This window comes from Kitasatospora sp. Xyl93 (genome assembly GCF_055383135.1).
The window spans coordinates 4200153-4225801 of the sequence record NZ_AP029185.1; the positions used below are offsets into that span (position 1 = coordinate 4200153).

Sequence of the window (25649 nt, forward strand, 5' to 3'; positions counted from 1 at the left end):
CTATGTCCTGGTTCGCCGCACTTCGTGACACCGCGCGGACCGGGCTCACCCTGGACCGGGCGCTCACCGACCCCAAGCGGGCGCTGCGCGGGGCGGTCGCGGTGGCGCTGGTGCTCTTCCCCATCCTCGCGCTCGGCGGGGTCGCGCTCGCCACCTCGGCCGCGATGGGCGCGTTCATCGCCGGCGCGGCCACCTTCCAGCGCAGCTTCCGGCCCCGGGCCAGCCTCGCCGTCGCGGCCGGGGCCGGACTCGGCATCAGCACCTTCCTCGGCTACCTCGCGGCCGGCGTCCCCGGGCTGTTCCCGGTGCTGCTCGCGGTGTGGGCCTTCGGCGCCGGACTGGCCTGGGCGATCGGGCCCACCGCCGGGGTGGTCACCACCAACACCGTCTCGGTGATGCTGATCGTCGTCCAGCTCCCGGTCAGCGCGATCACCGCGCTCGGCCACGGGCTGGTCGCCGCCCTCGGCGGGGTCGTCCAGGCCACCGTCATCACCGTCTGGCCGATCGGCAGCTGGACCGCCCAGCGCGAGGCCCTCGCCGACACCTACGCCGAACTCGCCGACTACGCACGGCGGTTGCGGCAGGACCCGACCGCGCACGTGGACCCGGAACCGTTCATGACGGCCCGCCACGCGGCTGCCCTCACCCCCTGGCAGGACCGCCACCGGCCGCCCGAACTGCGCGGCCTGCGCGGCATCGCCGAACGCATCCGGCCCACCCTCGCCGCACTCGCCGATCCCAAGGTGGGCGCCCCCGAGGAGGGGCCGGAGCGGGACCGCGCCCGGGAGGTGCTGGCGGCCGCCGCCGAGGTCATGGACGCCCTCGCCCGGGCGGTCCGCACCGGCGACCCGGTCCGGCTCCCCCGCTCCGCGCCCTCGCTCACCCTGGTCGGCTCGGACGACGGGCCGCGGCTCCAGGGGGCGGCCCGGCGCTCCGCCCGGCGGCTCGGCGGGCTGCTGCGGAAGGCCGCCGACACCCTGGACCGCAACGACGAGGACACCATCACCACGCCCGTGGTCGGGGCGGGCGGATCGCTGCGCAAGCCGACCATCGCCCGGATGCTGCCGGTCGCGGCGAGGGCCGTCCGGCGGCAGCTGCAGCCGCGCTCGGCGATCTTCCAGCACGCCGTCCGGCTCGCCGGGGTGGTCACCGTCGCCTACCTGCTGGCCCGGCTCGCCGGGTTCCACCACGGGTACTGGGCGCCGATGACCGCCGCGATGGTGATGCGGCCGGACTTCGCCCAGACCTACAGCCGGGGCGTCGCCCGGCTGGCCGGGACGGTCGTCGGGGTCGCCGTCTCGACCCTGGTGGTGCAGCTCGCCCACCCCGGGGAATGGGTGCTGGCCGCGCTGGCGGTGGTCTGCATCGGCGGGTCGTACCTGGCGTTCCGGACCGGGTACGCGCTCACCACCGTCGGGATCTCCACGTACGTGGTGTTCCTGCTCGGGCTGCAGGAGGGGAACCCGCTGGTGACGGCCGTCGAACGGGTCGGGCTGACGCTGCTCGGCGGGTCGATCGCGCTCGTCACGTACGCGCTGTTCCCGACCTGGCAGACCGCCCGGCTCGGCGAACGGCTCGCCGAGTGGCTGGCGGCGGCCGGACGGTACGCGGGGGCCGTCATCGCCTGCTACGAGGAACCGGCGGGGACCGGCGGGCGGGCGGTGCGGAGCGCCCTGCTGGACTCGCGGGAGGCGCGCTCCGAACTGATCCAGGCGATGCAGCGGGCCGACGCCGAACCGGGGCGGCACGAGTCCGGGCTGGCCGGGGTGAGCCGGCGCCAGATCGACCGGGCCCGGGCGGCGGTCGGGGCGCTCGGGCGGGCGGCGGTGCTGCTGGAGGCCCATCTGCCGGCCGGCGACGCGGAGCCCGTACCGGGGACCGGGGAGTACGCGGAGGAGCTGCGGCTGGCGACGGCGCTGGCGGCGGGGGCGCTGCTGACCGGGCAGGCGGTGGAGTTCGGGGCGGTGCGGGTGGCGCAGGCGCGGTTGGAGGAGGCGTTGGCGGGGGCGCCGGCGGGGGTGCAGCGGGATGTGGTGCGGGCGGGGACTCGGTTGGTGGGGCAGGCTTTGCGGGATTTGGAGCGGGCTTTGCGGGGGTCTTCGGGGGAGGGTGGCTTTCGGGAGGGTGGGGGGCCGGGGGCGGCTCCGGGGGTGGGTGCTGCGGGGGCTGGATGATTTTCAGACTGCCGGTTCTGGGGGTGGGGGGCTGGGCGGCGTTGGCAGTCTGAAAATCACCCGTCACGCCCCTCTCCGCACCCACCCCCTGCGCCGCCCCCTTCCGCAGCGCGTCCCTCTCGCTGGGGTGGGGGGAGGGGTGCGTGGGTGGGTGGGGGAGGTGGGGGATGCCCTGCTGGTGGGACGCCTGCTGGGGGTGGGGGTGCCTGCTGCTGGGGTGCCTGCTGGGGGGATGCCTGCCGGGGGGATGGGAGGGGTGCGTGCGTGGTTGGGGGTGACAGAGTGAGTGGCATGGATGACGAGGCGGTGCGGGCGTGGCGGGCGGCTGAGCGGGGGGCGGGGGTGGTGCTGCTGGACGGGTTTCACGCGTTGAAGCACGCGCTGCGGTTCGGGGGGGAGGTGCGGTGGGTGTTGACCGTGGACCGGGGGGGCTTGCTGGGGTTGGCGGGGGAGTTGGCGCCGGATGTGGTTCCGGCGTTGGAGGGGCTCGCGGTGGAGGCGCCGGAGGCGGTGGTGCGGGGGCTGGTGCCGCGGTTGCATCCGACCGGGGTGGTGGCGTTGGCGGTGCGGCCGTCGGTGGAGGCGAACCGGGCGGTGCTGGGGAGGCGGCCGCGGCGGGCGCCGGTGGTGGTGCTGGAGAATCCGCGCAACCTGGGGAACGTCGGGGCGGTGATCCGGTTGGCGGCGGGGTTCGGTGCCACCGGGGTGGTGACCACCGGGGACCTGGATCCCTGGCACCCGAACGTGTTGCGGGGGAGCGCGGGGCTGCACTTCGCCACCGCGGTGGAGCGGTCGGGTCTGTCGGAGCTGCCGGACGGGCCGTTGTTCGTGCTGGATCCGGAGGGGGCGGACATCCGGGACGTGCCGTTCCCGGACGACGCGCTGCTGGTGTTCGGCACCGAGCGGCACGGGGTGTCGGCGGAGCTCAAGGCGCGCGCCGACCGGTTGGTGGCGGTGCCGATGCAGCCGGGGGTGTCCAGCTTCAACCTGGCGACCAGTGTGGCGATGGGGCTCTTCCACTGGATGTCGGGGAAGCGCTGAGGCGCGGCGCCCGGGTGGGCACCGCGCCTCGGCGAGGGGGTCAGGAGAAGAGCCGGCGCCAGGTGTCGGGGCCGGGGTAGCCGTCGGCCTCGCCGCCGCGCCAGCCCTGGGCCTGCTGGAAGGCCTGGACGGCGCGGCGGTCGCTCTCCGTCCAGCGCGGGCCGGGGCCGACGCCGTACGAGGAGCCGAAGCCCTTGCGGACCAGCTGTTCGCCCAGCCGGCGGATGTGGTCGTTGCTCCGGCCGGGGCCGAAGTACTGCGCACCGGGGAAGGCGGGGCTCCCGGTGGTGGGCGGCGGGGGCGGCGGCGGGGTGCCTCCTCCGGTGCCGATGTCGTGGCCCTTGCCCATGACCAGGTAGTCCCAGGTGGCCTTGCCGGGGATGCCGTCGGCCTCGCCGCCGCGCCAGCCCTGGGCCTGTTGGAAGGCCTGGGTGGCCCTGCGGTCGGCCTCGCTCCAGCGCGGGCCGGGACCGGTGGAGTAGAACGGGCCGCCGCCGCGCTGCACCAGCATCCGGCCCAGCTTGGTGACGTACGCGTTGTCGGCACCGGGGCCGAACCTGTCGGCGCCGGGGAAGGCGGTGGTGGAGGTGCCGCCGCCGTCGTTGCTGCCGGAGGAGAGGCCGGTGTAGCGGTACGGGACGTAGCTGCCGGAGTTGTTCCAGTAGGCGTACGGGGTGGAGCGCTTCTTGGCGGAGGGGCCGGTCTGCTCGTAGGCGATGTACTTGGTGCGCGAGGAGTCGGCCCAGCCGCCGAAGATCGTCACGTGCGAACCGGCTTGCGGGCTGGCGGGGTTGTTGTAGATCAGGATGTCGCCGGGCTGGAGGTCGTTCCTGCCGATCCGTTCGGCGTAGTCGGGGAGGGTCCAGGTGGTCTGGCTGCTGCCCAGGCCCCAGGCCATCGAGACGAACCCGGAGCAGTCCTGGCGGTAGCCGTCCGACCAGTAGCGGCTCATGCTGTACGGCACGCCCTGGTCGACCCAGGTCTGGGCGCGCTGGATGATCTGTGCCCGGGTGACCGGCGCCGCGGCGGTGCGCGGGGCGGCGAAGGTACGGGCACCGGGGGCCTGGCCGTAGAGGCCGCTGACCTCGCCCTGGGGGGTCTGTGACCGGTTGGCGCTGTTGCCGCCGGGCGTGGGGCCGGGGGCCGGGGCCGGGGCCGCGGTGGCGGAGCCGACGGCGGCCGCTCCGCCGCCGATCGCGGTGCCCACGGCGGCCACCAGTACGGCGGCCCGGCGGCGGACGCTGCGGGCGGCGGCGTGTCCGCCCTCGTGGACCGGTGCGGCGTGCAGCCGGGCGCGTCGGCGGGCGTTGCAGCCCCCGCATATGCAGTCCTCCGCCGGCTCGACGTCGTCGAACACCATGAGCGGGGACAGGGGGTCGGTCAGGGTCATGCTCCGCCTCTTTCCTGCGGTCTCTCCGGATCGCCGCCTGACGGCGGGACAGGAGTGGCCTTCCCGGGCCTATTCCGCGTGTCATCCGGACCAAAGTCCCAAAGCGGGCGGGATGCGTCACGGTGGGTTGGGCCGAACAGGTGAGATCCGTTCATCTCCCGGGCGCGGCCGGGGGCCATTGGAAGGGCGGACGCGCGGTCAGTGCGGGATCGCGGGCGAGTACTCCGGTTCGGTCCAGGTCAGCGGTGTGGCGTCGGCCAGCTCCACCACACCGGTGACGGTCAGTTCGACCATCCGCTCGGCGCCCGGCACGCCGCGCCGGGCCTCCTCGGACCAGTCGGTGCGGGCCTCGCCGGTGACCAGCAGCGAACCGCCGGTCTCCCAGTCGGGCAGCAGCAACCCGGCCCGGGGGTCCAGCTCCAGGTTCCCGAGCGTCAGGAACATGCTGTTGCCGGGGTACTCCGGCCAGCGCAGCCGGTCAGGCGCCACCGGCTCCAGGAAGCCCGGGAAGCCGCCGCGGTGGGAGGCGTCCACGCTGCCGTCCGGGCCGGTGCTGGCGATGAAGAAGGTGTCCGCGGTGGCCACCGCCAGGCGCTGCGCGGTGGTCAGGGCCGCACCGGTGGCGACCGTGCGGGGCGGGCCGGCGGCCGGGTGGTCCGCCGGGGAGCGGCGCTGGATGTACTTCGGGCAGTTGGCGACCACCTCGTCGGCGTGCACCAGCAGCCCGCCCCGGCCGTCCGGGGCGGAGCGGCCGTTGAGCCGCATCCGGCGCCGGCCGGCCGGGTCCAGTGCGATGGTGCCCACCCGGGCGGGGCGGTCCAGCGCCTCGGCCAGCGGGTCGGCCGGGGGCGGGAGGGCGGCCACGGCCATGGTGCGTTCGTCCGGGGCCGAGAGGAAGCCGGCCGGGCCGGCCAGCTGGGTGGCCCAGACCCGGCCGTCCCGGTCGGCGGCGCCGACGACCAGCATCCGGCGCTCGGCCAGGAAGCGGGCGGCGACCGCCGGGACGGTGCTGCGGATCGCCCGGCCGGCGTGGTCGGCCCGTTCGGTCCGGCCGGCCCGGGCCTGGGCGGCCCGCTCGCCGGGGTGGTACGGCGTGCCGGTGGCGGTCATGGTCGGCTCCTGACGGTCGGCTTAGAAGAACCCGCAGGTCGGGGCGTCCGTGGTGGGGGCGGCGGCCTCGGTGCCGTCCACCCCGGTACGGGTGTAGATCTCCAGCCGGATGCCGTCCGGGTCGGTGAAGAAGATGCCGCCGGAGGCCGAGCCCTCCCTGTGCGGGACGACGCCGTCGTAGGCGAAGTCGGCGCCCAGTTCGCGCAGCAGCTTCTCGGCGGTGCGGACCTCGTCGAGGCTCTCGACCTCGAAGGAGAGGTGGTGCAGGCCGGGGGCGGCGGGGGCGAAGGCGCCGGTGCTCTGCTGCCAGAGCGTCACCACCAGGCGGCCGTCGCGGCCGAGCAGGGCGTAGCGGCGCTCGGGGTCGGTGCCCTCGGCGGTGACGTCGAGGCCGAACACGGCGCGGTAGAAGGCGATCGAGCGGGCCAGGTCGGTGACGTTCAGACCCACGTGGCCGGTCTGCAGGGTGCGGAGCTGGGTGGTGGACATGCCTGGTCACTCCCGGGGGCTTCGGTGTCCGGCGAGGCTCCTGCCTAACCGGTACTCATGAGAGTAGGAGTTAGGTGATGCATCGTCAACCAGTATTGGAGATGTGAATGGTTAGGTTTGCGGGCGGGCATGCGAAAGCCCCGTCGGCCTGCGGTGGCCGACGGGGCGTGGGGGAGGGAAGGTCAGGCCCACTCCCAGCGGATGCCGATGTGGCCCGGCTGCTGGTCCGGGGCCAGGACGTGGGCGCTCGCCGAGGCGCCGATCCAGAGCTGCTCGCGGCGGTGGTCGACGTCGGCGCCGGGCTCGCGGTCGTAGCGCTCGCAGTGGGCCGGGACGGCCGCCGGGTCGAAGTGCACCTGGAGCACGTACTCGCGGACCGGGGTGGCGAAGCGGCGGCTGTACTCCATGGTCGGGCCGCCGGGCGGGATCTCCACCTCGTACTCGAAGACCGTGCTGTCGCCCAGGCCGAGCGGGCGGTCCAGCATCAGCTCGGCGACGATCAGCCCGGCCTCCGGGCGGCGGCGCACCCGGCCCAGCCGGCCGTGCCGCACCGAGGTGATCTCCGGGCAGCCGGCCGCCTCCTCGTCGGCCATGTGCACCACCAGGCAGCGGCCGACGCCGCCGACCGTGGCGCGCACCACCTGGCGCATCCGCAGCAGGTTGCCGCGCCGCTCGGCGTCCACGTAGTAGGAGTCGTGGATGCTCAGCCGCTCCAGCTCGCCGGCCGGCGGGGCATTCAGCTCGGCGAAGATGTTGGCGATCTCCTGCTCGCCCGGCCAGACGTCCTCCAGCCCGAGGTGGCAGGTGTTGGCGGCGGCGGCCCAGCGGCCGCGCGGGCGCGGCGGGCCGAGCAGTGAGGAGAGCGCGCTGTGCGGCAGGCCGAGCAGCTCCTCCAGCAGGTGGACGGCGCGCAGCGAGCTGGCCCGCTCGGGCTGGCTGCGGCCGCGCCGCCAGTAGCTCAGGGTGGTGACGCTGACCCGGACGCCGCGGCCGGCCAGGGCGGCGCGGATGCGGTCCAGGCTGAGGCCGCTGGCCTCGATGGCCAGGTGCAGGGTGTCCGCGAAACCGCCGACCGGGGCGAGCCGGCCGGGGGACGGTGCGGGGACGGCGGCCGGGACGGCGGCGGAAACCGGTCCGGGCGGGCCGGGGTGCTCCGTGTGCGATCCGACCAGCCGCAGCCGCGCGGCGTCCTGAGGTTGCTGTGCGGCCATACGGTGACCCTCCCCACCAGGTGAGTTCGGTGGGACCGGGTCGGCGCCGGGGCGCGCCGCCGACGGCTTCACCGAGCTTTGGGGAACCCTATGCACGGTCGAGAGGCTACGTCATCAGTCGTGCGTATGACAGTGGTCACGGCAGGTGGACCGAAGGGTTAGCGATCTTGAAACAGTCCGGAAACACGGGCCGTCGACCGGGCCCCGCGCACCGCCGCGGTGGGGCCCGGGACGGCCTCCGCCGGGGCGGGCCCTGACGGCTCCGCCCCGGCGGGGATCGGGTGGTGCGGTGGTGCGGTGGTGCGGTCGGGCGGTGGTCAGCCGACGTTCAGCGCGACGTCGTCGATCACGAAGCTGGTCTGCAGCGACGCGTCCTCGGTGCCGGTGAACTTGACGGTCACGGTCTGGCCGGCGAAGGAGGTCAGGTCCACGGTGCGCTGGGCGTAGCCGGCGGCGGCGTTCGCGTTGGAGTAGGTCGCCAGGGTGGTGCCGTTGGCCTGGACGGTCAGCTTGTCGTACGCGGTGGTGCCGGTCTCCACGGTGTCGACGTGCAGCCAGAAGGTCAGCTTGGCGGAGGCGCAGCCGGCCGGGATCGAGACGGTCTGCGACAGGGTGTCGGTGTGGGCCGAGCCGTAGCCGTTCATCCAGGCCTTCCAGCTGCCCGAGTGGGCCGCCTGGGAGGAGCTGTTGTCGACCACGCCGGTGGAGGTGGCCCACGGGGCGGCGGTGCCGCTCTCGAAGCCGCCGTTGCCGACCAGCTGGGCGGCGGTGCAGCCGCCGGACGGCGGGGTGGTGGTGCCGCCGAGCAGGGCGGTGGTCAGCGCGTCGGCGACCGGGGTGCCCCAGCCGGTGACCTGGTCATAGCCGGCCTTGGTGGAGAAGTCCTGGTTGGCGCCGGCGGTCACGTCGTGGAAGGTGCTGCCGTAGCTGCCGCTGTTGGCCACCGAGTACAGCCGCGGGCTCGCCTCGCCGAGGACCGGCTGGCCGGCGGCCTTGGCCTTCTGGTTGAACTGGGCCGCGTAGCCGGACCAGAGCGGTGCGGCGGCGCTGGTGCCGCCGTACACCTGCCAGCCGCCGACCGTGTAGATCGAGAAGCCGCTGGCCGGGTCGGCGTTGGAGGAGACGTCCGGGACGGTGCGCATGGTGCCGCTGACGCCGGTGCCGGTCTGCCAGCTCGGCTTGGCGAACACGGTGGAGACGCCGCCGCCGGCGGTGCTCCAGGCGCTCTCCGAGGAGTAGGTATTGCCGCTGGACACCTTGAGGTTGGTGCCGCCGACGCCGGTCTGGTGCGGGCTGGAGGCCGGGAAGTCGACGGCCTTGACGGACGAGCCGCTGGTGGAGCGGGTGCAGTCGCGGGAGCCGTCGTCGCCGGAGGCGGAGAAGATCGAGATGCCCTGGGCGGCGGCCTGCTTGAAGGCGTTGTCGACGGCCGTCATCGAGGAGGCGGTGGTGTCGGGCTCGCAGGAGCCCCAGGAGATCGAGATGACCGAGACCCGGTTGTCGGTCACGATCTTGTTGGCCATGTCGATCTCGCCCTGGTCGCTGTTGGGCGCCTCGTAGACCAGCTGGGTGGCCTTGGGGGCCACGCCGCGGACGATCTCGCTGTCCAGCTCGACCTCGCCCTGGCCCTCGCCCGGCTTGGAGTCGTAGTTGGCGCCGTCGACCGCGACCGTGGTGACGGCCGGGCCGCTCAGGCCGAACTGCGAGTCGTAGGTGGTCAGGTTCGTCGACTTGTAGCCGTCGAACTCCCAGAGCGCGACCGTCACGCCGGTGCCGTCCGCGCCGGTCCTGGTGAGGTTGTAGGCGCCGGTGTACTGGGCCGGGGACATGCCGCTCGGAGTGGCGGTGGCCGCGTTCGGGGTGACCGCGTTCGGCGTGGCCAGGCGGTTCTTGCGGACCGCGTGGTTGTCCAGGCCGCTGACGCCCTGGACCACGGCGGCCAGGTCGGACGGGATCGAGGCGGCGGCGTCGTTGGCGAAGAAGGCGCGCTGGAGCTGCGGGTCGAGGTACGCGCTCTCGTGCGTGCCGAAGGCCTGGGAGACCTGGGCGGTGGTGCCGTGGGCGTTGACCACCTGGCGGTTGGCGCTCACGTCGGTGACGGTCAGGCCCTGCTGGGCCAGGTACGTCCGGACCTGGTCGACGGCGGCCTGGGTCGGTCCGAACCGCGCGGTGAACTGCTCCGGCGTCAGGTAGTGGCCGTACTCCGGGGTGCCCGGGGTGGTGACCGCGGTGAGGAAGCGGTCCAGGGCGTCGGTGTCGCGCAGCTTCAGGCTGACGGACACCGAGATCTGCTGCGCCGCCGGAACCTCACCCTTCTTCTCCGAGTGGGCCACCGCCGGGTTCACGGTGTTCGGCAGGGCGACGCGCGGGGAGGCGTTGGGGGTGGCGGCCTGCGCGGTGGAGACACCGAGCGAGACGGCGGTCAGCGGCAGCACGGCTATCGCCGCGGCGAGGGCAAGGGAGCGGGGGCGCAACGGATCCTCCTCCGGCCGGCTGTGGGGGCCGGCAAGGGGCCAGGCGTTCAGGGGGTCCAGAACGCTGGCTCGAACATGACAGAACCCGTGTGCGAATTGGATCATGACCAGGCAATTCGTTGCTAAAAAACAGTCAACTGTGGAGGCCTCGGAACTCGGTGGTTCCATTCAGTGAATGGCCGGGAATCCGGGGGCGGTCCAGACCAGTCCGAGCCGATCGGGCCGGACGTAGAATCGGACCGAGCCGAGGGAGGACGATGACTGACGTGCAGCCGGACCCGAGGGACCCGCGGCCGCTGATCGGCGAGCCGCTCGCGCTCGACCTGCTCAACACGCGCTGGGCCGGCACCCCCGTCAACGACCTGCTCACCGGCGTCGAGGGGTACGCGGTCTGGCTCTCCTCCGCCGGGCTGAGCGGACGCTGCGCGGCCGACGAGGCGGGCCTGGCGGCGATCCGCCGGGCCCGTGACGCGATCCGGTCGGCCGCCCAGGACGCCCGCGAGCTGGGCGAGTTGGGATCACCGGCACGGGACGGACTGGACGCCGTACTGGCGCACGGACGGATCCGGCGGACGGCGGCTCCGGGCGGGGCCGAGGAGCGGATCGAGGTCGACCGGCCGGAGTGGCTGGCGCCCTGGCTGGCGGCGGACGGCTTCCTCGGACTGCTCGGCCAAGGGGCGCACCGGATCAAGCAGTGCGCCCACGAGGCGTGCATCCTGCACTTCTTCGACGCCTCGCAGAACGGCCGCCGGCGGTGGTGCCGGATGGCGGTCTGCGGGAACCGGGCGAAGGCGGCGCGGCACTACGTGAAGGCGCGGGGTTGACCGACGACCGGTCGGCGGGGCGCTCGGTCGGCGGGTCGCGGCGGCGGGTCGGGGACGACGTGCCGGGGGCGCGGACGGACGCAGGGCGACGGTGCGCGGGCCGGGCGACGGGCGGGCGCGCGGGGGGCCGCGCACCCGCCCGAGGGGCGGTCAGGCCGGGGTGCCGAGCCAGTCGGTGAGGGCGGCGCGCAGCTCGCCCTGGCCCGGGTCGACGGAGGCCCAGGCGACGTAGCCGTCCGGGCGGATCAGCAGCACGGTGTCGCGCAGCTTGCCGTGCGGGTCGGCGGGGGCGGCGGAGACCATGCGGTCGGCCCAGGGCTCGGCGGCGGCCAGCTCGTCATTGCTGACCAGGACGAACTTCCCGGCGCGCAGCGCCTCGTAGAGCCGCTCGGGGGCGGCCGGGGCGCCGTCGACGGGCTTGCTCAGGGCGGTCAGCCGCAGATCCGGGACGCGCTTGCCGACCTGCGGGTGGGCGTCCTTGGGGGCCGGGTAGGAGATGCCGATGCCGGAGACCAGCTTGGCGCCGCGCTCGGTGACCGGGTCGAGGTGGCCGCCCAGCGCGGTGAGCGCCCCGCGCAGGGCGCGGGTGGGGGCGGACTCGGCGAGTGCCAGCCGGATCAGCGCGCCGGAGGTGCGCAGCACCGTCCGGCCGACCGGGTGCCGCTCGGTCTGGTAGGTGTCCAGCAGGGCGTCGGTGGCGTGCCCCCGGACCGCGGCGGCGAGCTTCCAGGACAGGTTGGCGGCGTCCTGGAGGCCGGTGTTCATGCCCTGGCCGCCGGCCGGCGAGTGGCAGTGCGCGGCGTCGCCGGCCAGGAAGACCCGGCCGGAGCGGTAGTTGGGGGCCTGCCGCTCGTCGCTGTGGAAGGTGGAGCTCCAGCGCACCTCCCGCAGGCCGTAGTCCTCGCCGAGGATGGCCCCGAGGAGGGCGGTGAGCTGCTCGGCCGTGGGGGCGGTGCCGTCCGGGTGGCGCTCCTCGCGGTCCCAGGCGATGACCCGGAACCAGCCGTCGCCGAACGGGGCGACGAAGGCGAAGCCGGCCTGGTTGGCGCCGACGGTGATCGCCTGGGTGGGCTCGCGCTCCAGCCGGACGTCGGCCAGCACCACCGAGTCGACCACCGACTCCCCGGGGAACGGGATGCCCAGCAGGTCGCGGACGGTGGAGTGGACGCCGTCGGTGGCGACCGCGTACGCGGCGCGGTGGCTCCGCCCGTCCCGGGTCTCCACGGTCACGCCCTCGGCATCCTGGTGCAGTCCGGTGACCTCGGCGCCGCGCAGCACGGTGGCGCCGGCCTCCTGCGCGCGCTCCAGCAGCAGCCGTTCGACGTTGTACTGCGGGGTGATCAGGACGAACGGGAAGCGGGTGGGCAGCGAGCCGAGGTCGATGCCGAAGCGGTCGAACATCCGCAGCTCGGCGAGCGGCCGGCCGGTGGCGATCAGCTCCTCGGCCAGGCCCCGGGCGTCCAGCAGCTCCAGGCTGCGGGCGTGCACGGCGAAGGCCCGGGTGAGGTTGGATCCGGCGGCCCGCTTCTCCAGTACGGTGACGCCGACTCCGGAGGCGGCGAGGTCGCCGGCCAGCAGCAGTCCGGTCGGTCCGGCACCGACGATCAGGACATCGGTTTCGGTCGTCGGCTTCACGGCCATGTACTCAGCTCCCGTTGTTCGGAGGGCGGTCGGACGCCGTTCCCGGCGTCCTCCCAGCCTCCATCATCGCGGGCGCGGTCGGAGCTGTGAACCGCCGGGCCCCGGCGGTCGGTGACCGCCGGGGCCCGGGGGCACCATCGGCCCGGTTCCTTCCGGGCTCAGGCGTGGCGGCGGACCTCCACCGTGCGGAACCGGTTGGCGACGAACGCGCCGTCGCAGTAGGCCGAGTTGGCGGCCGGGTTGGCGCCGGTGCCGTGCAGGTCGGAGAAGGCCGCGGTCTGGTTGGGGTAGACCCCGCCGGTCAGGTTGAGCGAGAGCGAGACGCCGGCGTCCAGCGCCGCCTCGACCAGCAGCGCCTCCACCTCGGGCGAGGTGGTGTAGCCGGAGGCGGTCATGGCGCCCTTCTCGCGGACCGTGGTGCGCAGCAACTCGACGGCGGCGGCGGTGGATTCGACGGCGACGGCGAAGGAGACCGGGCCGAAGCACTCGCTGCGGAAGACCGCGCGGTCGTCCGGCTTGTCGGCGTCCAGCTTGACCAGCGCCGGAGTACGGACGGTCGCGCCGGGGAAGTCCGGCGAGACCACCGCGCGCGGGGCGAGCGCGAGTTCGCCGTACTCGCCGCCGGCCGCGGCCGCCGAGCGCTGCAGCACCCCGGGGTTGACCACGGCGCCGAGGATCGCGGCGGCGCGGGCGTCGTCCGAGAGCAGGCCCTCGATGGCGCCGGCCAGGTCGGTGACCACCTGGTCGTAGGTCTTGTCGCCCTGGTCGGTGGCGATGCCGCCGCGCGGGATCAGCACGTTCTGCGGAGTGGTGCACATCTGGCCGCTGTAGAGCGAGAGCGCGAAGGCCAGGTTGCCCAGCATGCCCTTGTAGTCGTCGGTGGAGTCGATCACGACCGCGTTGACGCCGGCCTTCTCGGTGTACACCTGGGCCTGCCTGGCGTGCTCCTCCAGCCAGTCGCCGAAGGCGGTGGAGCCGGTGTAGTCGATGATCCTGATCTCCGGGCGGACCGCGAGGGTCGCGGCGACGGTGCCGCCCTCGTGCTCGGCGGCCAGGCAGACCAGGTTGGCGTCGAAGCCGGCCTCGGCGAGCACCTCGCGGGCGGTCCGGACGGTCAGCGCGAGCGGCAGCACGGCCCGCGGGTGCGGCTTGACCAGCACCGGGTTGCCGGTGGCCAGCGAGGCGAAAAGGCCCGGGTAGCCGTTCCAGGTGGGGAAGGTGTTGCAGCCGATCAGCAGCGCGAGGCCGCGCGGGACGACGGTGAACTCCTTGGTCATCACCAGCGGGTCGCGCTTGCCCTGGGGCTTGGTCCAGCCGGCCTGCCGCGGCAGCCGGGTCTGCTCGGCGTAGGCGTAGGCGACGGCCTCCAGGCCGCGGTCCTGGGCGTGCGGGCCGCCGGCCTGGAAGGCCATGCCGTAGGCCTGGCCGGTGGTGTGCATGACGGCCTGGGCGAACTCGTGGGAGCGGGCGTTGATCCGGTGCAGGATCTCCAGGCAGACGGCGGCGCGCTCCAGCGGGGTGGCGGCGGCCCAGCCGGGGCGGGCGGCGGTGAGCGCGGCGATCAGCGCGTCCGGGCCGGCGTGCGGGTAGGTGATGCCCAGCTCGACGCCGTACGGGGAGGCCTCGCCGCCGACCTGGTCGCCGTCGGTGGGGTGGCCGTCGAGGGTGAAGGGCTTGCCGAGCAGGGCGTCGAAGGCGGCCTTGCCGTCCGCCGGGCCGCTCTCGCCGTACGCCTTCGGGAACTCGGGGTAGGGCGACCAGTAGTCGCGCTCGGCGGCGGCGGCGAGCGCGGCGTCCAGGGTGGCCTGGTGGCGCTCGACCAGCTCGCTGACGAGGGGGTGGGTGACCGCTGCGGACATCTGTGCGCTCCTCGGAGGGCCTCGAAAAGCAGGACGGGACACGTCACAGAGTAACCGAACGATCGGTCGGCTCAAGAGGGGGCGGCGGAGCGGATCCCCTGGGAACGCGCGAAGGGGCGCGTCCGTCGCGGACGCGCCCCCGTGGGCTCGGACGATCCGGGTCTACGGCACGCCCAGTTCGAAGATGAGGTACCCCGCGTACCAGCCGGAGGCGACCGCCCCGGTGCCCAGCACGGTGGCCAGCACCGGCAGGCTGAGCTTGCGCATCCCCACCGCCAGCGCGATGAACAGCGGGAACGCGGGCATCAGGTAGCGCGAGACGTTGCCGAAGATGCCCAGGCTGCCGAGCACCGAGACGATCGTGGCCAGGGTGTAGGCGGTCAGCACCAGCGGCGGGCGCAGCCGGAACAGCAGCACGATCAGCACCGGCAGGCTGAACACGATCAGGGTGGCGAGGAGGTCCGGCGCCGGGAAGCCGTAGGGGTAGTCGGCGCGGCCCAGCAGCACCCCGCGGATCGCGTGCCAGGTGCCCTGGCCCCAGTCGAAGTAGTGCATCCAGGCGTCCTGCTGGATCCGGAAGTAGCCGCCCCACTCGCCGGTCCGCCAGCCCACCCAGCCGACGTAGCCGAGCAGGCCGAGCGGGGCCGTCAGCATCGCGGCCAGCGGGCGCGCCACGCCGCTCTCCCGGCGGTACAGGTCGACGATCGCGGCCAGGCCGACGGCGCCTATCAGGGCCGCCGAGGTCGGCCGGTTGAGCCCGGCGACCAGCGTGATCGCCCCGGCCGTGAGCCACTGCCTGGTCATCACGGCGTAGCAGGCCCAGGCGGCCAGCGCGACGAAGAGGGAGTCCGAGTAGACCGCCCACTGCGCACCCGAACCCGGGACGATCGCCCACAGCCCGGCCGCGATCACGCCCGACCGGACGTCGCCGGTCATCTTCTCCACCACGGCGTGGATGCCGGCCGCGGCGAACAGCGAGGCCACCACCGAGACCAGCATCCCGGCGCCGTACAGGCCCAGGCCGGTGCCCTCCGAGACCAGCCGCATCAGGCCCGGGTAGAGCGGGAAGAACGCGGCCGAGTTCTGCTCGATGGTGTAGCCGAGCGGGCCGTTGGGGATCGGTACGAGCGCCGGGTGGTAGCCGAACTGGGCCACCTGCTGGTACCACCAGCCGTCCCAGCTGGCCACCACGTCCCAGGGGTTGGCGCCGCCGCCGAACCGGGCCGGCTTCTTCGCGTAGTCACCGGCGAAGGAGAGCAGCTTCATGAAGACGGTGAAGCCGACCAGCTTCAGCACCGCGTAGCACCACACGGCCGGTCCGAACCGGACCACCAGGGCGCGGCCGCGCTCCTGCCAGCTGCGCGCGGCGCCGTCCGGTTCCCCGCTGCGCTGCTCTGGCGCGTCGGAGGCGACTGCCGGTATTGCGTTCATCAGCCGTGGACCCCAGTGCTCTGGACGTGAACGGATCGTCCGGAGAGTCTAGGGCCTGCGCCTTCCGGTTGGTGTGGACCAGCGGGACCCGATCGCGTACCGCCGCGGGCGGCCGGGGATACTCGGAGGATGGCCGATCACACCACGCGCACCGCCTACACCGTGGAGTCACTGCTCGCGGTGACCGTCGACGTCTTCAACGAGCGCGGCTACGACGGCACCTCGATGGAGGACCTGTCCCGGGCGGCCGGGATCTCCAAGTCCTCCATCTACCACCACGTGCGCGGCAAGGAGGAACTGCTGCGGCTGGCGGTCGGGCGGGCGCTGGACGGGCTGTTCGCGATCCTGGCCGAGCCGGCCGCGGTCGGGGGGCCGGCGGTGGAGCGGCTGGAGCACGTGGTGCGGCGCACCGCCGAGGTGCTGCTGGCGGAGCTCCCGTACGTGACGCTGCTGCTGCGGGTGCGCGGCAACACGGCCACCGAGCAGTGGGCGCTGGAGCGCCGGCGGGACTTCGACCACCAGGTCGCCGAGCTGCTGCGGGCGGCGGTCGCGGACGGCTCGCTGCGCGCGGACGTGGAGCCGCGGCTGGCCACCCGGCTGCTGTTCGGGATGATCAACTCGATCGTGGAGTGGTACCGGCCCGGGCTCAAGGCCGCCGACGGGGTCGCGGACGCGGTGGTGCACCTGGCCTTCGACGGGCTGCGGGCGCGCTGACCCTCCGGAGCCGGCCGCTCAGAGCGGCGGTACCTGGTCGGTGCAGCCGCTCAGAGCGGCGGCACCTGGTCGGTCTCCTCGAAGACCAGCATGGTGCGGGTGCCGAGCACCTGGGGGATGGACTGGATGCTGCCCAGCACCAGCTCCCGCAGGGCCTTGTTGTCGGCGGTGTGCACCAGCAGCAGGACGTCGAAGTCCCCGCCGACCAGCGCGATGTGGGCCACCCCGGGCAGCTCCAGCAGCTGCTCGCGCACCGTCCGCCAGGAGTTCTGGACGATCTTCAGGGTGACGTACGCCGACGCGCCCTGGCCGGCCCGTTCGTGGTCCACCCTGGCGGTGAAGCCGCGGATGATGCCGTCCTCGACCATCCTGGAGATCCGGGCGTACGCGTTGGCCCGGGACACGTGCACCCGCTCGGCCACCGAGCGGATGGAAGCGCGACCGTCCTGCTGCAGCAGCCGCAGGATCGACCGGTCGACCCGATCGAGTCTGGACGTCTGTTCAGCCGACATGACCCCCCACCCCCACCGTTTGGACGTACTGCCACCAGTCGACCGCCGAACAGGCCGAATGTCCACCACCTTGTCACGCTTCTGGTCAAGATGAACAGACGACCGAACAATCGGTAGGGAGCCCCCGCCACCCCTGGAGGTGCCCCGAGATGACCGTTCTCGACCACAGACACCACACCGGCGTGCCCGGTTGGCTGCCCGGCGCCACCGCTCCGCGCACCGACCCGGCGCCCCTTCTCCCGGACCTCTCCCCCGTCCGGGCGCTCGGCACCCCCGCGCTGGAGAAGTACGACCCGGCCCTGCTGCGCGAGCTCTACCGCCGTCTGGTCGTCGGCCGCCGCTACAACCAGCAGGCCACCACCCTGACCAAGCAGGGCAGGCTCGCCGTCTACCCCGCGTCCACCGGCCAGGAGGCCTGCCAGGTCGCCGCCGCGCTGGTGCTCGGCGAGCGCGACTGGCTCTTCCCCAGCTACCGCGACACCCTCGCCGTGGTCTCCCGGGGCGTCGACCCGCTGGAGGCGCTGACCCTGCTGCGCGGCAGCGCCCACACCGGCTACGACCCGCGGGCCAGCCGCACCGCCCCGCTCTGCACCCCGCTCGCTACCCAGGCCCCGCACGCCGTCGGGCTGGCGCACGCCGCCCGGCTGCGCGGCGAGCCGGTGGTCGCGCTGGCGATGCTCGGCGACGGCGGCACCAGCGAGGGCGACTTCCACGAGGCGCTGAACTTCGCGGCCGTGCTGGGTGCCCCGGTGGTCTTCCTGGTGCAGAACAACGGCTACGCGATCTCCGTCCCGCTCAGCGCCCAGTCCGCCGCGCCGAGCCTGGCCCACAAGGCCGTCGGCTACGGCATGCCGGGCCGGCTGGTGGACGGCAACGACGCGCCCGCCGTGCACTCGGTGCTGACCGAGGCGGTCGAGCGGGCCCGGGCCGGCGGCGGCCCGACCCTGGTCGAGGCGCTGACCTACCGGATCGAGGCCCACACCAACGCCGACGACGCCACCCGCTACCGCACCGAGCCCGAGGTGGCCGCCTGGCGGGAGCACGACCCGATCCTGCTGATGGAGCGCGCGCTGCGCGGCCTCGGCGTGCTGGACGACCGGCTGGTCCGGGAGGCGGCCGACGAGGCGGAGGCGCTGGCGGCCCGGATGCGGGCCGAGTTCCACGCCGACCCGGACCTGGACCCGATGTCGCTCTTCACCCACGTCTACGCCGAACCGACCCCCCAACTTCGCGAACAGGCAGCGCAGTTGGCCGCCGAGCTGGCCGCCGAGGCGGAGGTGGCGGACTGATGGCGACCGCGACACCCGTGCGCACCGCGTCCATGGCGCAGGCGCTCAACTCCGCGCTGCGGGACGCCATGCGCGAGGACCCGGCGGTGCACGTGCTCGGCGAGGACGTCGGCGCGCTCGGCGGCGTCTTCCGGATCACCGACGGGCTCACCGCCGAGTTCGGCCCGGAGCGCTGCCTGGACACCCCGCTGGCCGAGGCCGGCATCCTCGGCACCGCGATCGGCATGGCGATGTACGGGCTGCGCCCGGTGGTCGAGATGCAGTTCGACGCCTTCGCCTACCCGGCGCTGGAGCAGCTGTTCTCGCACGTCGCCAAGATGCGCAACCGCACGGCGGGCAGGCTCCCGCTGCCGATCACCGTCCGCATCCCGTACGGCGGCGGCATCGGCGGCGTCGAGCACCACAGCGACGCCTCCGAGGCGTACTACACCAGCACCCCCGGCCTGCACGTGGTCACGCCGGGGACGGTGGCCGACGCGTACGGGCTGCTGCGCGCCTCGATCGCCTCCGACGACCCGGTGGTCTTCCTGGAGCCCAAGCGGCTCTACTGGGGCAAGGCCGGGTTCGACCCGGCGGCGCCGGTCGAGCCGATCGGCCGGGCGGTGCTGCGGCGCACCGGCACCTCCGCCGTGCTGATCACCTACGGCCCCTCGCTGCCGGTCTGCCTGGAGGCGGCGGAGGCGGCGCGGGCCGAGGGCTGGGACCTCGCGGTGCTGGACCTGCGCACCCTGGTCCCGTTCGACGACGAGACGGTCTGCCGGGTGGTGCGCTCGCTCGGCCGGGCCGTGGTGGTGCACGAGGCCAGCGGCTTCGGCGGCACCGGCGCGGAGATCGCCGCCCGGGTCACCGAGCGCTGCTTCCACCACCTGGCCGCGCCCGTGCTGCGGGTCACCGGCTTCGACGTGCCGTACCCGCCGCCGATGCTGGAGCACCACCACCTGCCCGGGGTGGACCGGATCCTGGATGCGGTCGCCCGGCTCCAGTGGGAGGACCGAGGATGATGCCCGTCGTACGGGAGTTCCGGCTGCCCGACCTCGGTGAGGGGCTCACCGGGGCGGAGGTGGTGCGCTGGATGGTCGAGGTCGGCGAGGTGATCGCGGTCGACCAGCCGGTGGTGGAGGTGGAGACCGCCAAGGCCGTGGTGGAGGTGCCCTGCCCGTACGGCGGGGTGGTCACCGCGCGGTACGGCGCGGAGGGCGAGGAGATCGCCGTGGGCGCGCCGCTGGTGACGGTCGCGGTGGGGCCGTCGGAGGGGGGCGTCGCCGAGGCTCCGGACGGGCCCGCCGCCGTGGCGGCGGAGGTCGAGCGGCCGCTGGTCGGGTTCGGGGTCGCCGAGCCGGGTCGGAGCGGGCGGCGGCGCCGGGTCGGGGCGGGTGCCGCCGCCGGTGGCGCGGTTGCGCCGGTTGCTCCGGTCGGGCCGGTGACTCCGGCGGTTCCGGTGGCTCCGGCCGGGCCGGCGGTGGTGCCGGTGATCTCGCCGCTGGTGCGGCGGCTGGCCCGGGAGCAGGGGGTCGACCTGGCCGCGCTCGCCGGGAGCGGGCCGGACGGGCTGATCATGCGCGCGGACGTCGAGCGGGCGGTCGCGGCCAGGGTGGCCGCGCCGGTGCCTGCCGCGCAGGTGCCTGCCGGGCCGGTGCCCGCCGGGCCGGCCGTGCGGGACGGTGTGGTCCCGCTGCGCGGGCTGCGCAAGGCGGTGGCCGAGAAGCTCAGCCGCAGCCACCGGGAGATCCCGGCGGCGACTTGCTGGGTGGACGCGGACGCCACCGAACTGATGGCACTGCGACGGCAGTTGAACGCCACGCCGGGGCCGAAGGTGAGCGTGCTGGCGCTGCTGGCGCGGATCTGCACGGTCGCGCTGGCGCGCTTCCCGGAGCTCAACTCCTCGGTGACCGAGGACGGTTCGGGCATCGTCCGGCACTCGGCGGTGCACCTGGGCTTCGCCGCGCAGGGCGAGCGCGGGCTGGTCGTCCCGGTGGTGCGGGACGCGCAGGGCCGGAGCACCGAGCAACTCGGCGAGGAACTCGGCAGGTTGACCGAGGCTGCGCGCAGTGGCGCGCTCACCCCGGCCGAACTGACCGGCGGAACCTTCACGTTGAACAACTACGGGGTGTTCGGCGTGGACGGCTCCACCCCGATCCTCAACCACCCGGAGGCGGCGATGCTCGGCGTCGGCCGGATCGTCGCCAAACCCTGGGTCCACCAGGGGGAGTTGGCGGTGCGCGAGGTGACCCAGCTGTCGTTCACCTTCGACCACCGGGTCTGCGACGGCGGGACGGCCGGCGGCTTCCTGCGGTTCGTCGCGGACTGCGTGGAGCAGCCGGGGATGCTGCTGCGGCAGCTCTGAGCAGGGTCGTTCCCGGGCAGGGCGGCACGGTCGCCCTGGGTGTGCGGAGGGGCACCCAGGGCGACCGCGGACCGAGGAGAGTAGCGCGTTCCGGGCCCGGATGTCCGGGCTTCGCGTGATTCGTCGGGCGGGCCGTCCGGCCGTGCCACGCTGCCTTGGCGTCAGCAGAGACAAGCCAGGTGGCGCAGGTCGGCCGGAGGCGAAACGATTCTCTTGGGTACTCGAAACGTAGCGGTGAAGTCCCGCGGAACAGTCCTGGTCCGCACCGGGCACGGCTCGGCGGGGGTCGCCTCCGTCCCGGGCCTGTCCCAGTCCGTGTCCCTGTCGGAGCCCGCGTCCCCGTCGGACTGCGCGTCCCCGTGGGAGTCCGTGTCCGAGCGGGCCCCGTCGCGGCGGACGGCCGTCCGGCCACCGATGCCGCTGGACCCGCCGGACCGGCCGCCGGTGGTGGCGGCCGACGCGCCGACGGCGGTGCTGCCGCCGGTTCCACTGCCGCCGGTTCCGCTGCTGGAGCCCGTCCGGCCGGTGATCCCGGCCCGGCCGGTGCAGCCGCCGGCCGTGCCCGCTCCCGTGCCCGCGTCCGCTTTCGCGCCCGCGCCCGTTCATGCCCCCGCCGCCCCCGCCGCCTTCCGCCCGCTGTTCGTCGACGCGCCCGGCCACAACTGGGCCGGGCCGGGCGACCGGTGGAGCGACGCCTGGGGCGTGCCGACCCCCGTCGGGCAGCTCCCGGCCGCGCCCGTCGCCGCCGCGCTCCCCGCTGCCGGGCAGGTCGGGCCCGCCGACCTGCCGCTCACCGCCCGCGACGTCGAGCTGGTCCGGGCCGGCCTGGCCGCCGTCGAGCCGGTCGCGGACCGCGCCACCGCGCACTTCTACGCGCTGCTGTTCCTGCGCCACCCCGAGCTCCGCTCGTTCTTCCCCGCCGCCATGGACGTCCACCGCGACCGGCTGTTCCGCACCCTGCTGGCCGTCGTGCGCGAGATCGACCGGCCGGTGGCCCTGCGCGCCATGCTGGCCGGGCTCGGCCGCAGCCACCGCCGGTACGGCACGCTGGCCGGCCACTACGTCGCGGTGGAGGAGTGCCTGGTGCGGACGCTGGCCCGGTACGCCGGCGAGCGCTGGGACGCCGAGGCGGAGTCGGCCTGGCGCCGCGCCTACCGGATGGTCGCCTCGACCATGATCGAGGCCGCCGAGGAGGACGCCCGCACCTCGCCGCCCTGGTGGCAGGGCGAGATCGTCCGGCACGAGCGCCGCACCCGGGCCGTCGCGGCGATCACCGTCCGGCCGGACCAGGCGTACCCGTTCCGGGCCGGGCAGTACGCCGCCCTGGAGACGCCCTGGTGGCCGCGGGTCTGGCGGCACTACTCCTTCGCCGCCGCGCCCCGCCCGGACGGGCTGCTGACCTTCCACGTCAAGGCCGTCCAGGCGGGCTGGGTGAGCAACGCGCTGGTCCACCGGGCCGCACCCGGGGACGTGCTGCGGCTCGGCCCGGCCACCGGCTCGATGACCGTCGACCACGCGGCCGGGCCGGACCTGCTCTGCCTCGGCGGCGGCACCGGCATCGCGCCGATCCGGGCCCTGGTCGAGGAGGCCGCCGCGCACGGGGCGTCCGGCCGCCGGGTCGAGGTGTTCTACGGGGCCCGCCGGGCCGAGGAGCTGTACGAGCTGGCCGCACTGCGCGAACTGGCCGCCCTGCACCGGTGGCTGACGGTCCGTCCGGTGCTGTCGGGCGGCGGCCCGGCCGGGGGCGTGCTGACCGGCGAACTGCCCGAGGTGGTCGGCCGGTTCGGCTCGTGGGCCGGCCACGAGGCGGTGCTCAGCGGGCCGCCCGCGATGGTGCACCGGGGCGTGGGGGTGCTGGTGCGCGCCGGGGTGCCGGCCGAGCGGATCCGGCACGACCTGGCCGGCGACCTGGCCGGCGGGTGATCAGCCGAGATCGGGTGCGAGGAGCGCGCGGATGCCCTCGATGTTGGCCGCCAGGTACGCCCGCAGCCGGGGCGGGACCACGTTGACCGAGGTGACGCCCTCGCGGGTGAACGGCAGCCGGACCACCTCGTACTCGCCGTTGGGGTCGGTCACCTCGGGCCCGTGCCGCCGGCTGAGGTCCATCGAGGCGAGCCGGCAGACGAAGAAGTGCTGCACCTTGACCCCGTGGGGGTGCAGCGGGGTGCCGTCGTCGTGGTGGGTGTGGCTGATGGTGTCGACGAAGGCGGGCACCACGTCCACGACCTTGCCGCCGAGCTCCTCGTCCACCTCGCGGTGCAGCGCCTCGACCACCGTCCGGTCCTCGCGTTCGACGCCGCCACCGGGGGTGATCCAGTACGGGTGCGGCGAACCGGGCCGGACCCGCCGGATCAGCACGATCGAGGCCGGGCCGTCCGGATCGTCCGGATCCAAGTCCAGCAGGATCGCCCGCGCGGTGCGCTTGACGACCGGGCGCGGTGGCGGAGTGCGGTTCTCGGGGCCCATGGCAACCTCCGGGACTGGCGCGTTGTGCGGGAGTCTCCCGCGCCGGGGAGGGGGCGAAACCCGGGGAACGGGTCGAAACGCACCGGGAACGGGTCGAAACGCCGACCTGGTCGGGTGCGTCCGTTCGGGGCCCCGCTGTGCTGCAATGAGCAGCCACCGGGCACATGGGAGGCTTCGCTCCGCATGCCCGGGCCGGGCAGGGACCTGCACGAGGGACTCGGGCTGAGGGTCGGGTGGTACGGATCGAGTCGCACGGCTTTTCGAAGAACGACGGCCTCCCGGGACGGCGCCGGCGTGCCGCACGCCCATGGCCGCAGGAGGGCCGGGGCGGTGAGCCCGTCGTTCATTCTCTGGCCGCACTTGGTCTAGACCGCTCCCGATTCGTTCACCATTTGAAAAAGCACACCTTGTCCATGACATCCGCAAACATGGACGATGGTGATCGAACGTGGATTGGTTGCCTAAACCGTCACAAAAACCGTCGAAACCATGTCCGGCCGCCATCGGACCAAGCGAACCGACGGCGCGGGCTGAACGAGAGGTACTGGCGCCATGCAGCACAGCACAGTCCAGGGTCACCTGGTGATGAACCTCGTGGTCTCGCACGAGCTCTCCTTCCGCCTCCTGGTGGACCTGGGGTACGACGCGGACGACCCGTACGCCGTCCGGCTCACCTTCCACCTGCCCGGCGACGCCCCGGTCACCTGGTACTTCGCGCGGGAGCTGCTGCTCGACGGGCTCAGCGGGCCCGCGGGCGAGGGCGACGTGCACATCCGCCCGGTCGGCGAGGAGCTCTCGGAGGTCCGCATCGTGCTGCGCTCCCCCGACGGCGACGCCCTGCTGTGCGCCTCCTCCGCGCCGCTGATCGCCTTCCTGGCGCGCACCGACCGGCTGGTGCCGGTGGGCCAGGAGTCCACCGGGCAGGACATCGACGCCCAGCTCGCCGACCTGCTCAAGGGGCGTGAGAACGCGGGGTGAGCGGTCCGGCAGGCGACGCAGGCACGACGAAGGGGCCCGCACCCGGTGAACAACCCGGGTGCGGGCCCCTTCCGGCCGCCCGCACGACACCGCTCAGTCGTCGTCCAGGGCCAGGTGCAGGCCCCACGAGACCAGGCTGATGATCAGTGAACCGACCAGCGCGGAGACGAAGTTGGTCACGTGGAAGTCCAGGCTCAGCTTCCCGGAGGCCCAGGAGGTGAGCAGGAGCATCAGGGCGTTGATCACGAAGGTGATCAGGCCCAGCGTGAGGATGAACAGCGGGAACGAGAACAGCTTGACCACCGGCTTGATCAGCCAGTTCACGACGCCGAAGACGACGGCGACGCCGAGCACCGTGAGCGCCTTGTGCTGCCAGTCCGCGTTCCCCTGGGCGAGTTGGATGCCGCTGACGATCCAGGCGGCGACCCAGATGGCCGCCGCGTTGATCAGTGTCTTGATGACGAAACCTTTCATGCCGCCCAAGCCTGGCAGGAACCCCCGTCCCGGCGGAACCACCACACGGCGGGTTGGTGTTGAATGCCCCTGGTCCGGGAGGTGGACGGACCGGTCCGCGAACGAGGGAGGACGGCGGCGGTGAAGCTCTTCCGGCTGGACGAACTGGACGCCGAACGGGCGGCCAACGACGGCGCGTACCTGCGGTTCCTGCGCGAACCGCGGATGTCCGCCGGGCTGTACGCGCTGGCCCCCGGCGACACCGACACCCAGACCCCGCACGACCAGGACGAGATCTACCAGGTGATCAGCGGCCGGGCCGAACTCACCGTCGGCTCCGAGACCGCGACGGTCGGGCGCGGCACGGTGGTGTACGTGCCGGCCGGCACTCCGCACCGGTTCCACCACGTCACCGAGGAACTGCGGGTACTGGTGGTGTTCTCCCCGCCGGAGGACTGAACGCCCGGGCGTCGGAGGACGCGTGCGGCCCGCCGGTTAGGGTCGCGTCATGAGCACCAAGACGCTGACCGAAGAACTCTGGGCGGCCATCGAGCCGGTGTACGCCGAGATCCTCGCCCACCCCTTCCTGGCCGGGCTCACCGACGGCACCCTGCCGCGCGAGGCCTTCCGCCACTTCGTCGTCCAGGACTCGCACTACCTGCGCGACTACGCCCGCGCGCTCGCCGTCTGCGCCGCCAAGGCGCCCGGCGAGGAGGACGTCCGGGCCTTCGCCGACGACGCGGTCGGCGCGCTGGCCGCCGAGCAGGGCATGCACGCCGAGTTCCTGACCGCCTTCGGCGGCAGTGCCGAGCAGGCCGCCGCCGAGCCGGTGCTGCCCACCACCCGGGCGTACACCAGCTACCTGCTGGCCACCGTCTACGGGGGCTCCTTCGCCGAGGCGGTCGGCGCGGTGCTGCCCTGCTACTGGATCTACGCCCGGGTCGGCGAGGCGCTGCTCGCCCAGGGCTCGCCCGACCCGCTCTACGCCAAGTGGATCTCCACCTACGGCGACGAGGCCTTCCAGTCGGTCGTCCGCCGGGTGCTGGCGCTCACCGACCGGCTGGGCGAGGAGCTCTCCGCGGCCGAACGCCGCAGGGTGGTCGAGCACTTCGTGACCACCTCGCGCTACGAGTGGATGTTCTGGGACGCCGCCTGGCGCGGCGAGCGCTGGCCGGTCTGAGCCGTGCGCCGGTCGGTCAAGCCGTGCGCCGGCCGGTCCGATTCGGGTGCGCGCCCGCCGTCCGGGCCG

The 25649-nt window shown here is 74.0% G+C and carries 22 protein-coding genes; 11 read left to right on the forward strand and 11 right to left on the reverse strand.

All coding sequences use genetic code 11. The features are described from left to right. Positions 1-2 precede the first annotated feature (2 nt). Both ACZ5GH_RS18760 and ACZ5GH_RS18765 read left to right on the forward strand, forming a co-directional pair. A complete protein-coding gene (locus tag ACZ5GH_RS18760; protein ID WP_464334808.1) occupies positions 3-2174 on the forward strand; it encodes an FUSC family protein in 2172 nt (723 codons plus the stop codon). 291 nt (positions 2175-2465) lie between these two features. After that, positions 2466-3215: a TrmH family RNA methyltransferase gene (locus ACZ5GH_RS18765; RefSeq protein ID WP_387759577.1), complete on the forward strand. Its 750-nt coding sequence runs from the start codon at positions 2466-2468 to the stop codon at positions 3213-3215. A 40-nt stretch (positions 3216-3255) separates the two neighbouring features. Here the strand turns inward: ACZ5GH_RS18765 and ACZ5GH_RS18770 are convergent, their stop codons facing one another. The 5 genes from ACZ5GH_RS18770 to ACZ5GH_RS18790 all read right to left on the reverse strand — a co-directional run bounded on the left by ACZ5GH_RS18770 (position 3256) and on the right by ACZ5GH_RS18790 (position 9889). Next, positions 3256-4605: a peptidoglycan-binding protein gene (locus ACZ5GH_RS18770; RefSeq protein WP_387759578.1), complete on the reverse strand. Its 1350-nt coding sequence runs from the start codon at positions 4603-4605 to the stop codon at positions 3256-3258. A gap of 198 nt (positions 4606-4803) precedes the next feature. Continuing rightward, positions 4804-5715 carry a pyridoxamine 5'-phosphate oxidase family protein gene (locus ACZ5GH_RS18775; protein WP_464334809.1) on the reverse strand — a complete coding sequence of 304 codons (912 nt, stop codon included), beginning with the start codon at positions 5713-5715 and terminating at the stop codon, positions 4804-4806. Positions 5716-5736: 21 nt separating this feature from the next. Further along, positions 5737-6204, reverse strand: coding sequence for a VOC family protein (locus ACZ5GH_RS18780; protein WP_387759582.1), 468 nt, complete (start codon positions 6202-6204; stop codon positions 5737-5739). A 182-nt stretch (positions 6205-6386) separates the two neighbouring features. Beyond that, on the reverse strand, positions 6387-7415 hold the full coding sequence (locus ACZ5GH_RS18785) for an XRE family transcriptional regulator (RefSeq protein ID WP_464334810.1): 1029 nt from the start codon (positions 7413-7415) through the stop codon (positions 6387-6389). Between the two features lie 317 nt (positions 7416-7732). Beyond that, on the reverse strand, positions 7733-9889 hold the full coding sequence (locus ACZ5GH_RS18790) for a S53 family peptidase (protein WP_464334811.1): 2157 nt from the start codon (positions 9887-9889) through the stop codon (positions 7733-7735). A 257-nt stretch (positions 9890-10146) separates the two neighbouring features. On the opposite strand from ACZ5GH_RS18790, the gene ACZ5GH_RS18795 reads away from it, so the two are divergent. Then, on the forward strand, positions 10147-10713 hold the full coding sequence (locus ACZ5GH_RS18795; RefSeq protein WP_464334812.1) for a CGNR zinc finger domain-containing protein: 567 nt from the start codon (positions 10147-10149) through the stop codon (positions 10711-10713). Between the two features lie 150 nt (positions 10714-10863). Here the strand turns inward: ACZ5GH_RS18795 and ACZ5GH_RS18800 are convergent, their stop codons facing one another. The 3 genes from ACZ5GH_RS18800 to ACZ5GH_RS18810 form a co-directional block, all read right to left on the reverse strand. Continuing rightward, on the reverse strand, positions 10864-12354 hold the full coding sequence (locus ACZ5GH_RS18800) for an FAD-dependent oxidoreductase (protein WP_387759590.1): 1491 nt from the start codon (positions 12352-12354) through the stop codon (positions 10864-10866). Between the two features lie 158 nt (positions 12355-12512). After that, positions 12513-14213, reverse strand: a complete 1701-nt coding sequence (gene paaN, locus ACZ5GH_RS18805; RefSeq protein ID WP_464334813.1) for a phenylacetic acid degradation protein PaaN — start codon at positions 14211-14213, stop codon at positions 12513-12515. A 162-nt stretch (positions 14214-14375) separates the two neighbouring features. Beyond that, a complete protein-coding gene (locus ACZ5GH_RS18810) occupies positions 14376-15644 on the reverse strand; it encodes a hypothetical protein (RefSeq protein WP_464334814.1) in 1269 nt (422 codons plus the stop codon). A 129-nt stretch (positions 15645-15773) separates the two neighbouring features. Here ACZ5GH_RS18810 and ACZ5GH_RS18815 point away from each other — a divergent pair, with 129 nt between their 5' ends. Beyond that, positions 15774-16358 (forward strand): TetR/AcrR family transcriptional regulator, encoded by a 585-nt coding sequence (locus ACZ5GH_RS18815; protein ID WP_360258767.1) that lies wholly within the window; start codon positions 15774-15776, stop codon positions 16356-16358. A gap of 50 nt (positions 16359-16408) precedes the next feature. Here ACZ5GH_RS18815 and ACZ5GH_RS18820 read toward each other — a convergent pair whose 3' ends face one another. Then, positions 16409-16870, reverse strand: a complete 462-nt coding sequence (locus ACZ5GH_RS18820) for an Lrp/AsnC family transcriptional regulator (RefSeq protein ID WP_387759595.1) — start codon at positions 16868-16870, stop codon at positions 16409-16411. A gap of 149 nt (positions 16871-17019) precedes the next feature. Here ACZ5GH_RS18820 and pdhA point away from each other — a divergent pair, with 149 nt between their 5' ends. The 4 genes from pdhA to ACZ5GH_RS18840 all read left to right on the forward strand — a co-directional run bounded on the left by pdhA (position 17020) and on the right by ACZ5GH_RS18840 (position 22426). Further along, complete coding sequence (gene pdhA, locus ACZ5GH_RS18825) at positions 17020-18159, forward strand: pyruvate dehydrogenase (acetyl-transferring) E1 component subunit alpha (protein ID WP_387759596.1); 1140 nt, start codon at positions 17020-17022, stop codon at positions 18157-18159. Continuing rightward, the gene (locus ACZ5GH_RS18830; RefSeq protein ID WP_387759597.1) at positions 18159-19160 is read left to right on the forward strand and encodes an alpha-ketoacid dehydrogenase subunit beta; all 1002 of its coding nucleotides are present in this window, start codon (positions 18159-18161) and stop codon (positions 19158-19160) included. Before pdhA ends, ACZ5GH_RS18830 begins: the two co-directional genes overlap by 1 nt. Further along, positions 19160-20503: a dihydrolipoamide acetyltransferase family protein gene (locus ACZ5GH_RS18835; RefSeq protein ID WP_387759716.1), complete on the forward strand. Its 1344-nt coding sequence runs from the start codon at positions 19160-19162 to the stop codon at positions 20501-20503. Before ACZ5GH_RS18830 ends, ACZ5GH_RS18835 begins: the two co-directional genes overlap by 1 nt. 369 nt (positions 20504-20872) lie before the next feature. After that, entirely contained in the window at positions 20873-22426 is a 1554-nt protein-coding gene (locus ACZ5GH_RS18840) for a globin domain-containing protein (protein WP_464334815.1), read from the forward strand. Here ACZ5GH_RS18840 and ACZ5GH_RS18845 read toward each other — a convergent pair whose 3' ends face one another. Then, a complete protein-coding gene (locus ACZ5GH_RS18845; RefSeq protein ID WP_387759600.1) occupies positions 22427-22969 on the reverse strand; it encodes an NUDIX domain-containing protein in 543 nt (180 codons plus the stop codon). A gap of 552 nt (positions 22970-23521) precedes the next feature. On the opposite strand from ACZ5GH_RS18845, the gene ACZ5GH_RS18850 reads away from it, so the two are divergent. Beyond that, the gene (locus ACZ5GH_RS18850) at positions 23522-23947 is read left to right on the forward strand and encodes an SsgA family sporulation/cell division regulator (RefSeq protein WP_387759601.1); all 426 of its coding nucleotides are present in this window, start codon (positions 23522-23524) and stop codon (positions 23945-23947) included. A 93-nt stretch (positions 23948-24040) separates the two neighbouring features. Here the strand turns inward: ACZ5GH_RS18850 and ACZ5GH_RS18855 are convergent, their stop codons facing one another. Continuing rightward, the gene (locus tag ACZ5GH_RS18855; RefSeq protein WP_387759603.1) at positions 24041-24421 is read right to left on the reverse strand and encodes a phage holin family protein; all 381 of its coding nucleotides are present in this window, start codon (positions 24419-24421) and stop codon (positions 24041-24043) included. 120 nt (positions 24422-24541) lie between these two features. Here ACZ5GH_RS18855 and ACZ5GH_RS18860 point away from each other — a divergent pair, with 120 nt between their 5' ends. Next, positions 24542-24859, forward strand: coding sequence for a cupin domain-containing protein (locus ACZ5GH_RS18860; protein ID WP_387759604.1), 318 nt, complete (start codon positions 24542-24544; stop codon positions 24857-24859). Between the two features lie 49 nt (positions 24860-24908). Beyond that, the gene (tenA, locus tag ACZ5GH_RS18865; RefSeq protein ID WP_387759606.1) at positions 24909-25580 is read left to right on the forward strand and encodes a thiaminase II; all 672 of its coding nucleotides are present in this window, start codon (positions 24909-24911) and stop codon (positions 25578-25580) included. Positions 25581-25649: the final 69 nt, after the last annotated feature.

What these genes read in the sequence shown, in the direction of transcription:
- ACZ5GH_RS18850 (WP_387759601.1), top strand. Translation starts at nt 23,522, where the DNA reads ATGCAGCACAGCACAGTCCAGGGTCACCTGGTGATGAACCTCGTGGTC.
- ACZ5GH_RS18845 (WP_387759600.1), bottom strand. Translation starts at nt 22,969, where the DNA reads ATGGGCCCCGAGAACCGCACTCCGCCACCGCGCCCGGTCGTCAAGCGC.
- ACZ5GH_RS18770 (WP_387759578.1), bottom strand. Translation starts at nt 4,605, where the DNA reads ATGACCCTGACCGACCCCCTGTCCCCGCTCATGGTGTTCGACGACGTC.
- ACZ5GH_RS18835 (WP_387759716.1), top strand. Translation starts at nt 19,160, where the DNA reads ATGCCCGTCGTACGGGAGTTCCGGCTGCCCGACCTCGGTGAGGGGCTC.
- ACZ5GH_RS18795 (WP_464334812.1), top strand. Translation starts at nt 10,147, where the DNA reads ATGACTGACGTGCAGCCGGACCCGAGGGACCCGCGGCCGCTGATCGGC.
- ACZ5GH_RS18820 (WP_387759595.1), bottom strand. Translation starts at nt 16,870, where the DNA reads ATGTCGGCTGAACAGACGTCCAGACTCGATCGGGTCGACCGGTCGATC.
- ACZ5GH_RS18855 (WP_387759603.1), bottom strand. Translation starts at nt 24,421, where the DNA reads ATGAAAGGTTTCGTCATCAAGACACTGATCAACGCGGCGGCCATCTGG.
- ACZ5GH_RS18815 (WP_360258767.1), top strand. Translation starts at nt 15,774, where the DNA reads ATGGCCGATCACACCACGCGCACCGCCTACACCGTGGAGTCACTGCTC.
- tenA (WP_387759606.1), top strand. Translation starts at nt 24,909, where the DNA reads ATGAGCACCAAGACGCTGACCGAAGAACTCTGGGCGGCCATCGAGCCG.
- ACZ5GH_RS18800 (WP_387759590.1), bottom strand. Translation starts at nt 12,354, where the DNA reads ATGGCCGTGAAGCCGACGACCGAAACCGATGTCCTGATCGTCGGTGCC.
- pdhA (WP_387759596.1), top strand. Translation starts at nt 17,020, where the DNA reads ATGACCGTTCTCGACCACAGACACCACACCGGCGTGCCCGGTTGGCTG.
- ACZ5GH_RS18830 (WP_387759597.1), top strand. Translation starts at nt 18,159, where the DNA reads ATGGCGACCGCGACACCCGTGCGCACCGCGTCCATGGCGCAGGCGCTC.
- ACZ5GH_RS18775 (WP_464334809.1), bottom strand. Translation starts at nt 5,715, where the DNA reads ATGACCGCCACCGGCACGCCGTACCACCCCGGCGAGCGGGCCGCCCAG.
- ACZ5GH_RS18785 (WP_464334810.1), bottom strand. Translation starts at nt 7,415, where the DNA reads ATGGCCGCACAGCAACCTCAGGACGCCGCGCGGCTGCGGCTGGTCGGA.
- ACZ5GH_RS18780 (WP_387759582.1), bottom strand. Translation starts at nt 6,204, where the DNA reads ATGTCCACCACCCAGCTCCGCACCCTGCAGACCGGCCACGTGGGTCTG.
- ACZ5GH_RS18765 (WP_387759577.1), top strand. Translation starts at nt 2,466, where the DNA reads ATGGATGACGAGGCGGTGCGGGCGTGGCGGGCGGCTGAGCGGGGGGCG.
- paaN (WP_464334813.1), bottom strand. Translation starts at nt 14,213, where the DNA reads ATGTCCGCAGCGGTCACCCACCCCCTCGTCAGCGAGCTGGTCGAGCGC.
- ACZ5GH_RS18810 (WP_464334814.1), bottom strand. Translation starts at nt 15,644, where the DNA reads ATGAACGCAATACCGGCAGTCGCCTCCGACGCGCCAGAGCAGCGCAGC.
- ACZ5GH_RS18760 (WP_464334808.1), top strand. Translation starts at nt 3, where the DNA reads ATGTCCTGGTTCGCCGCACTTCGTGACACCGCGCGGACCGGGCTCACC.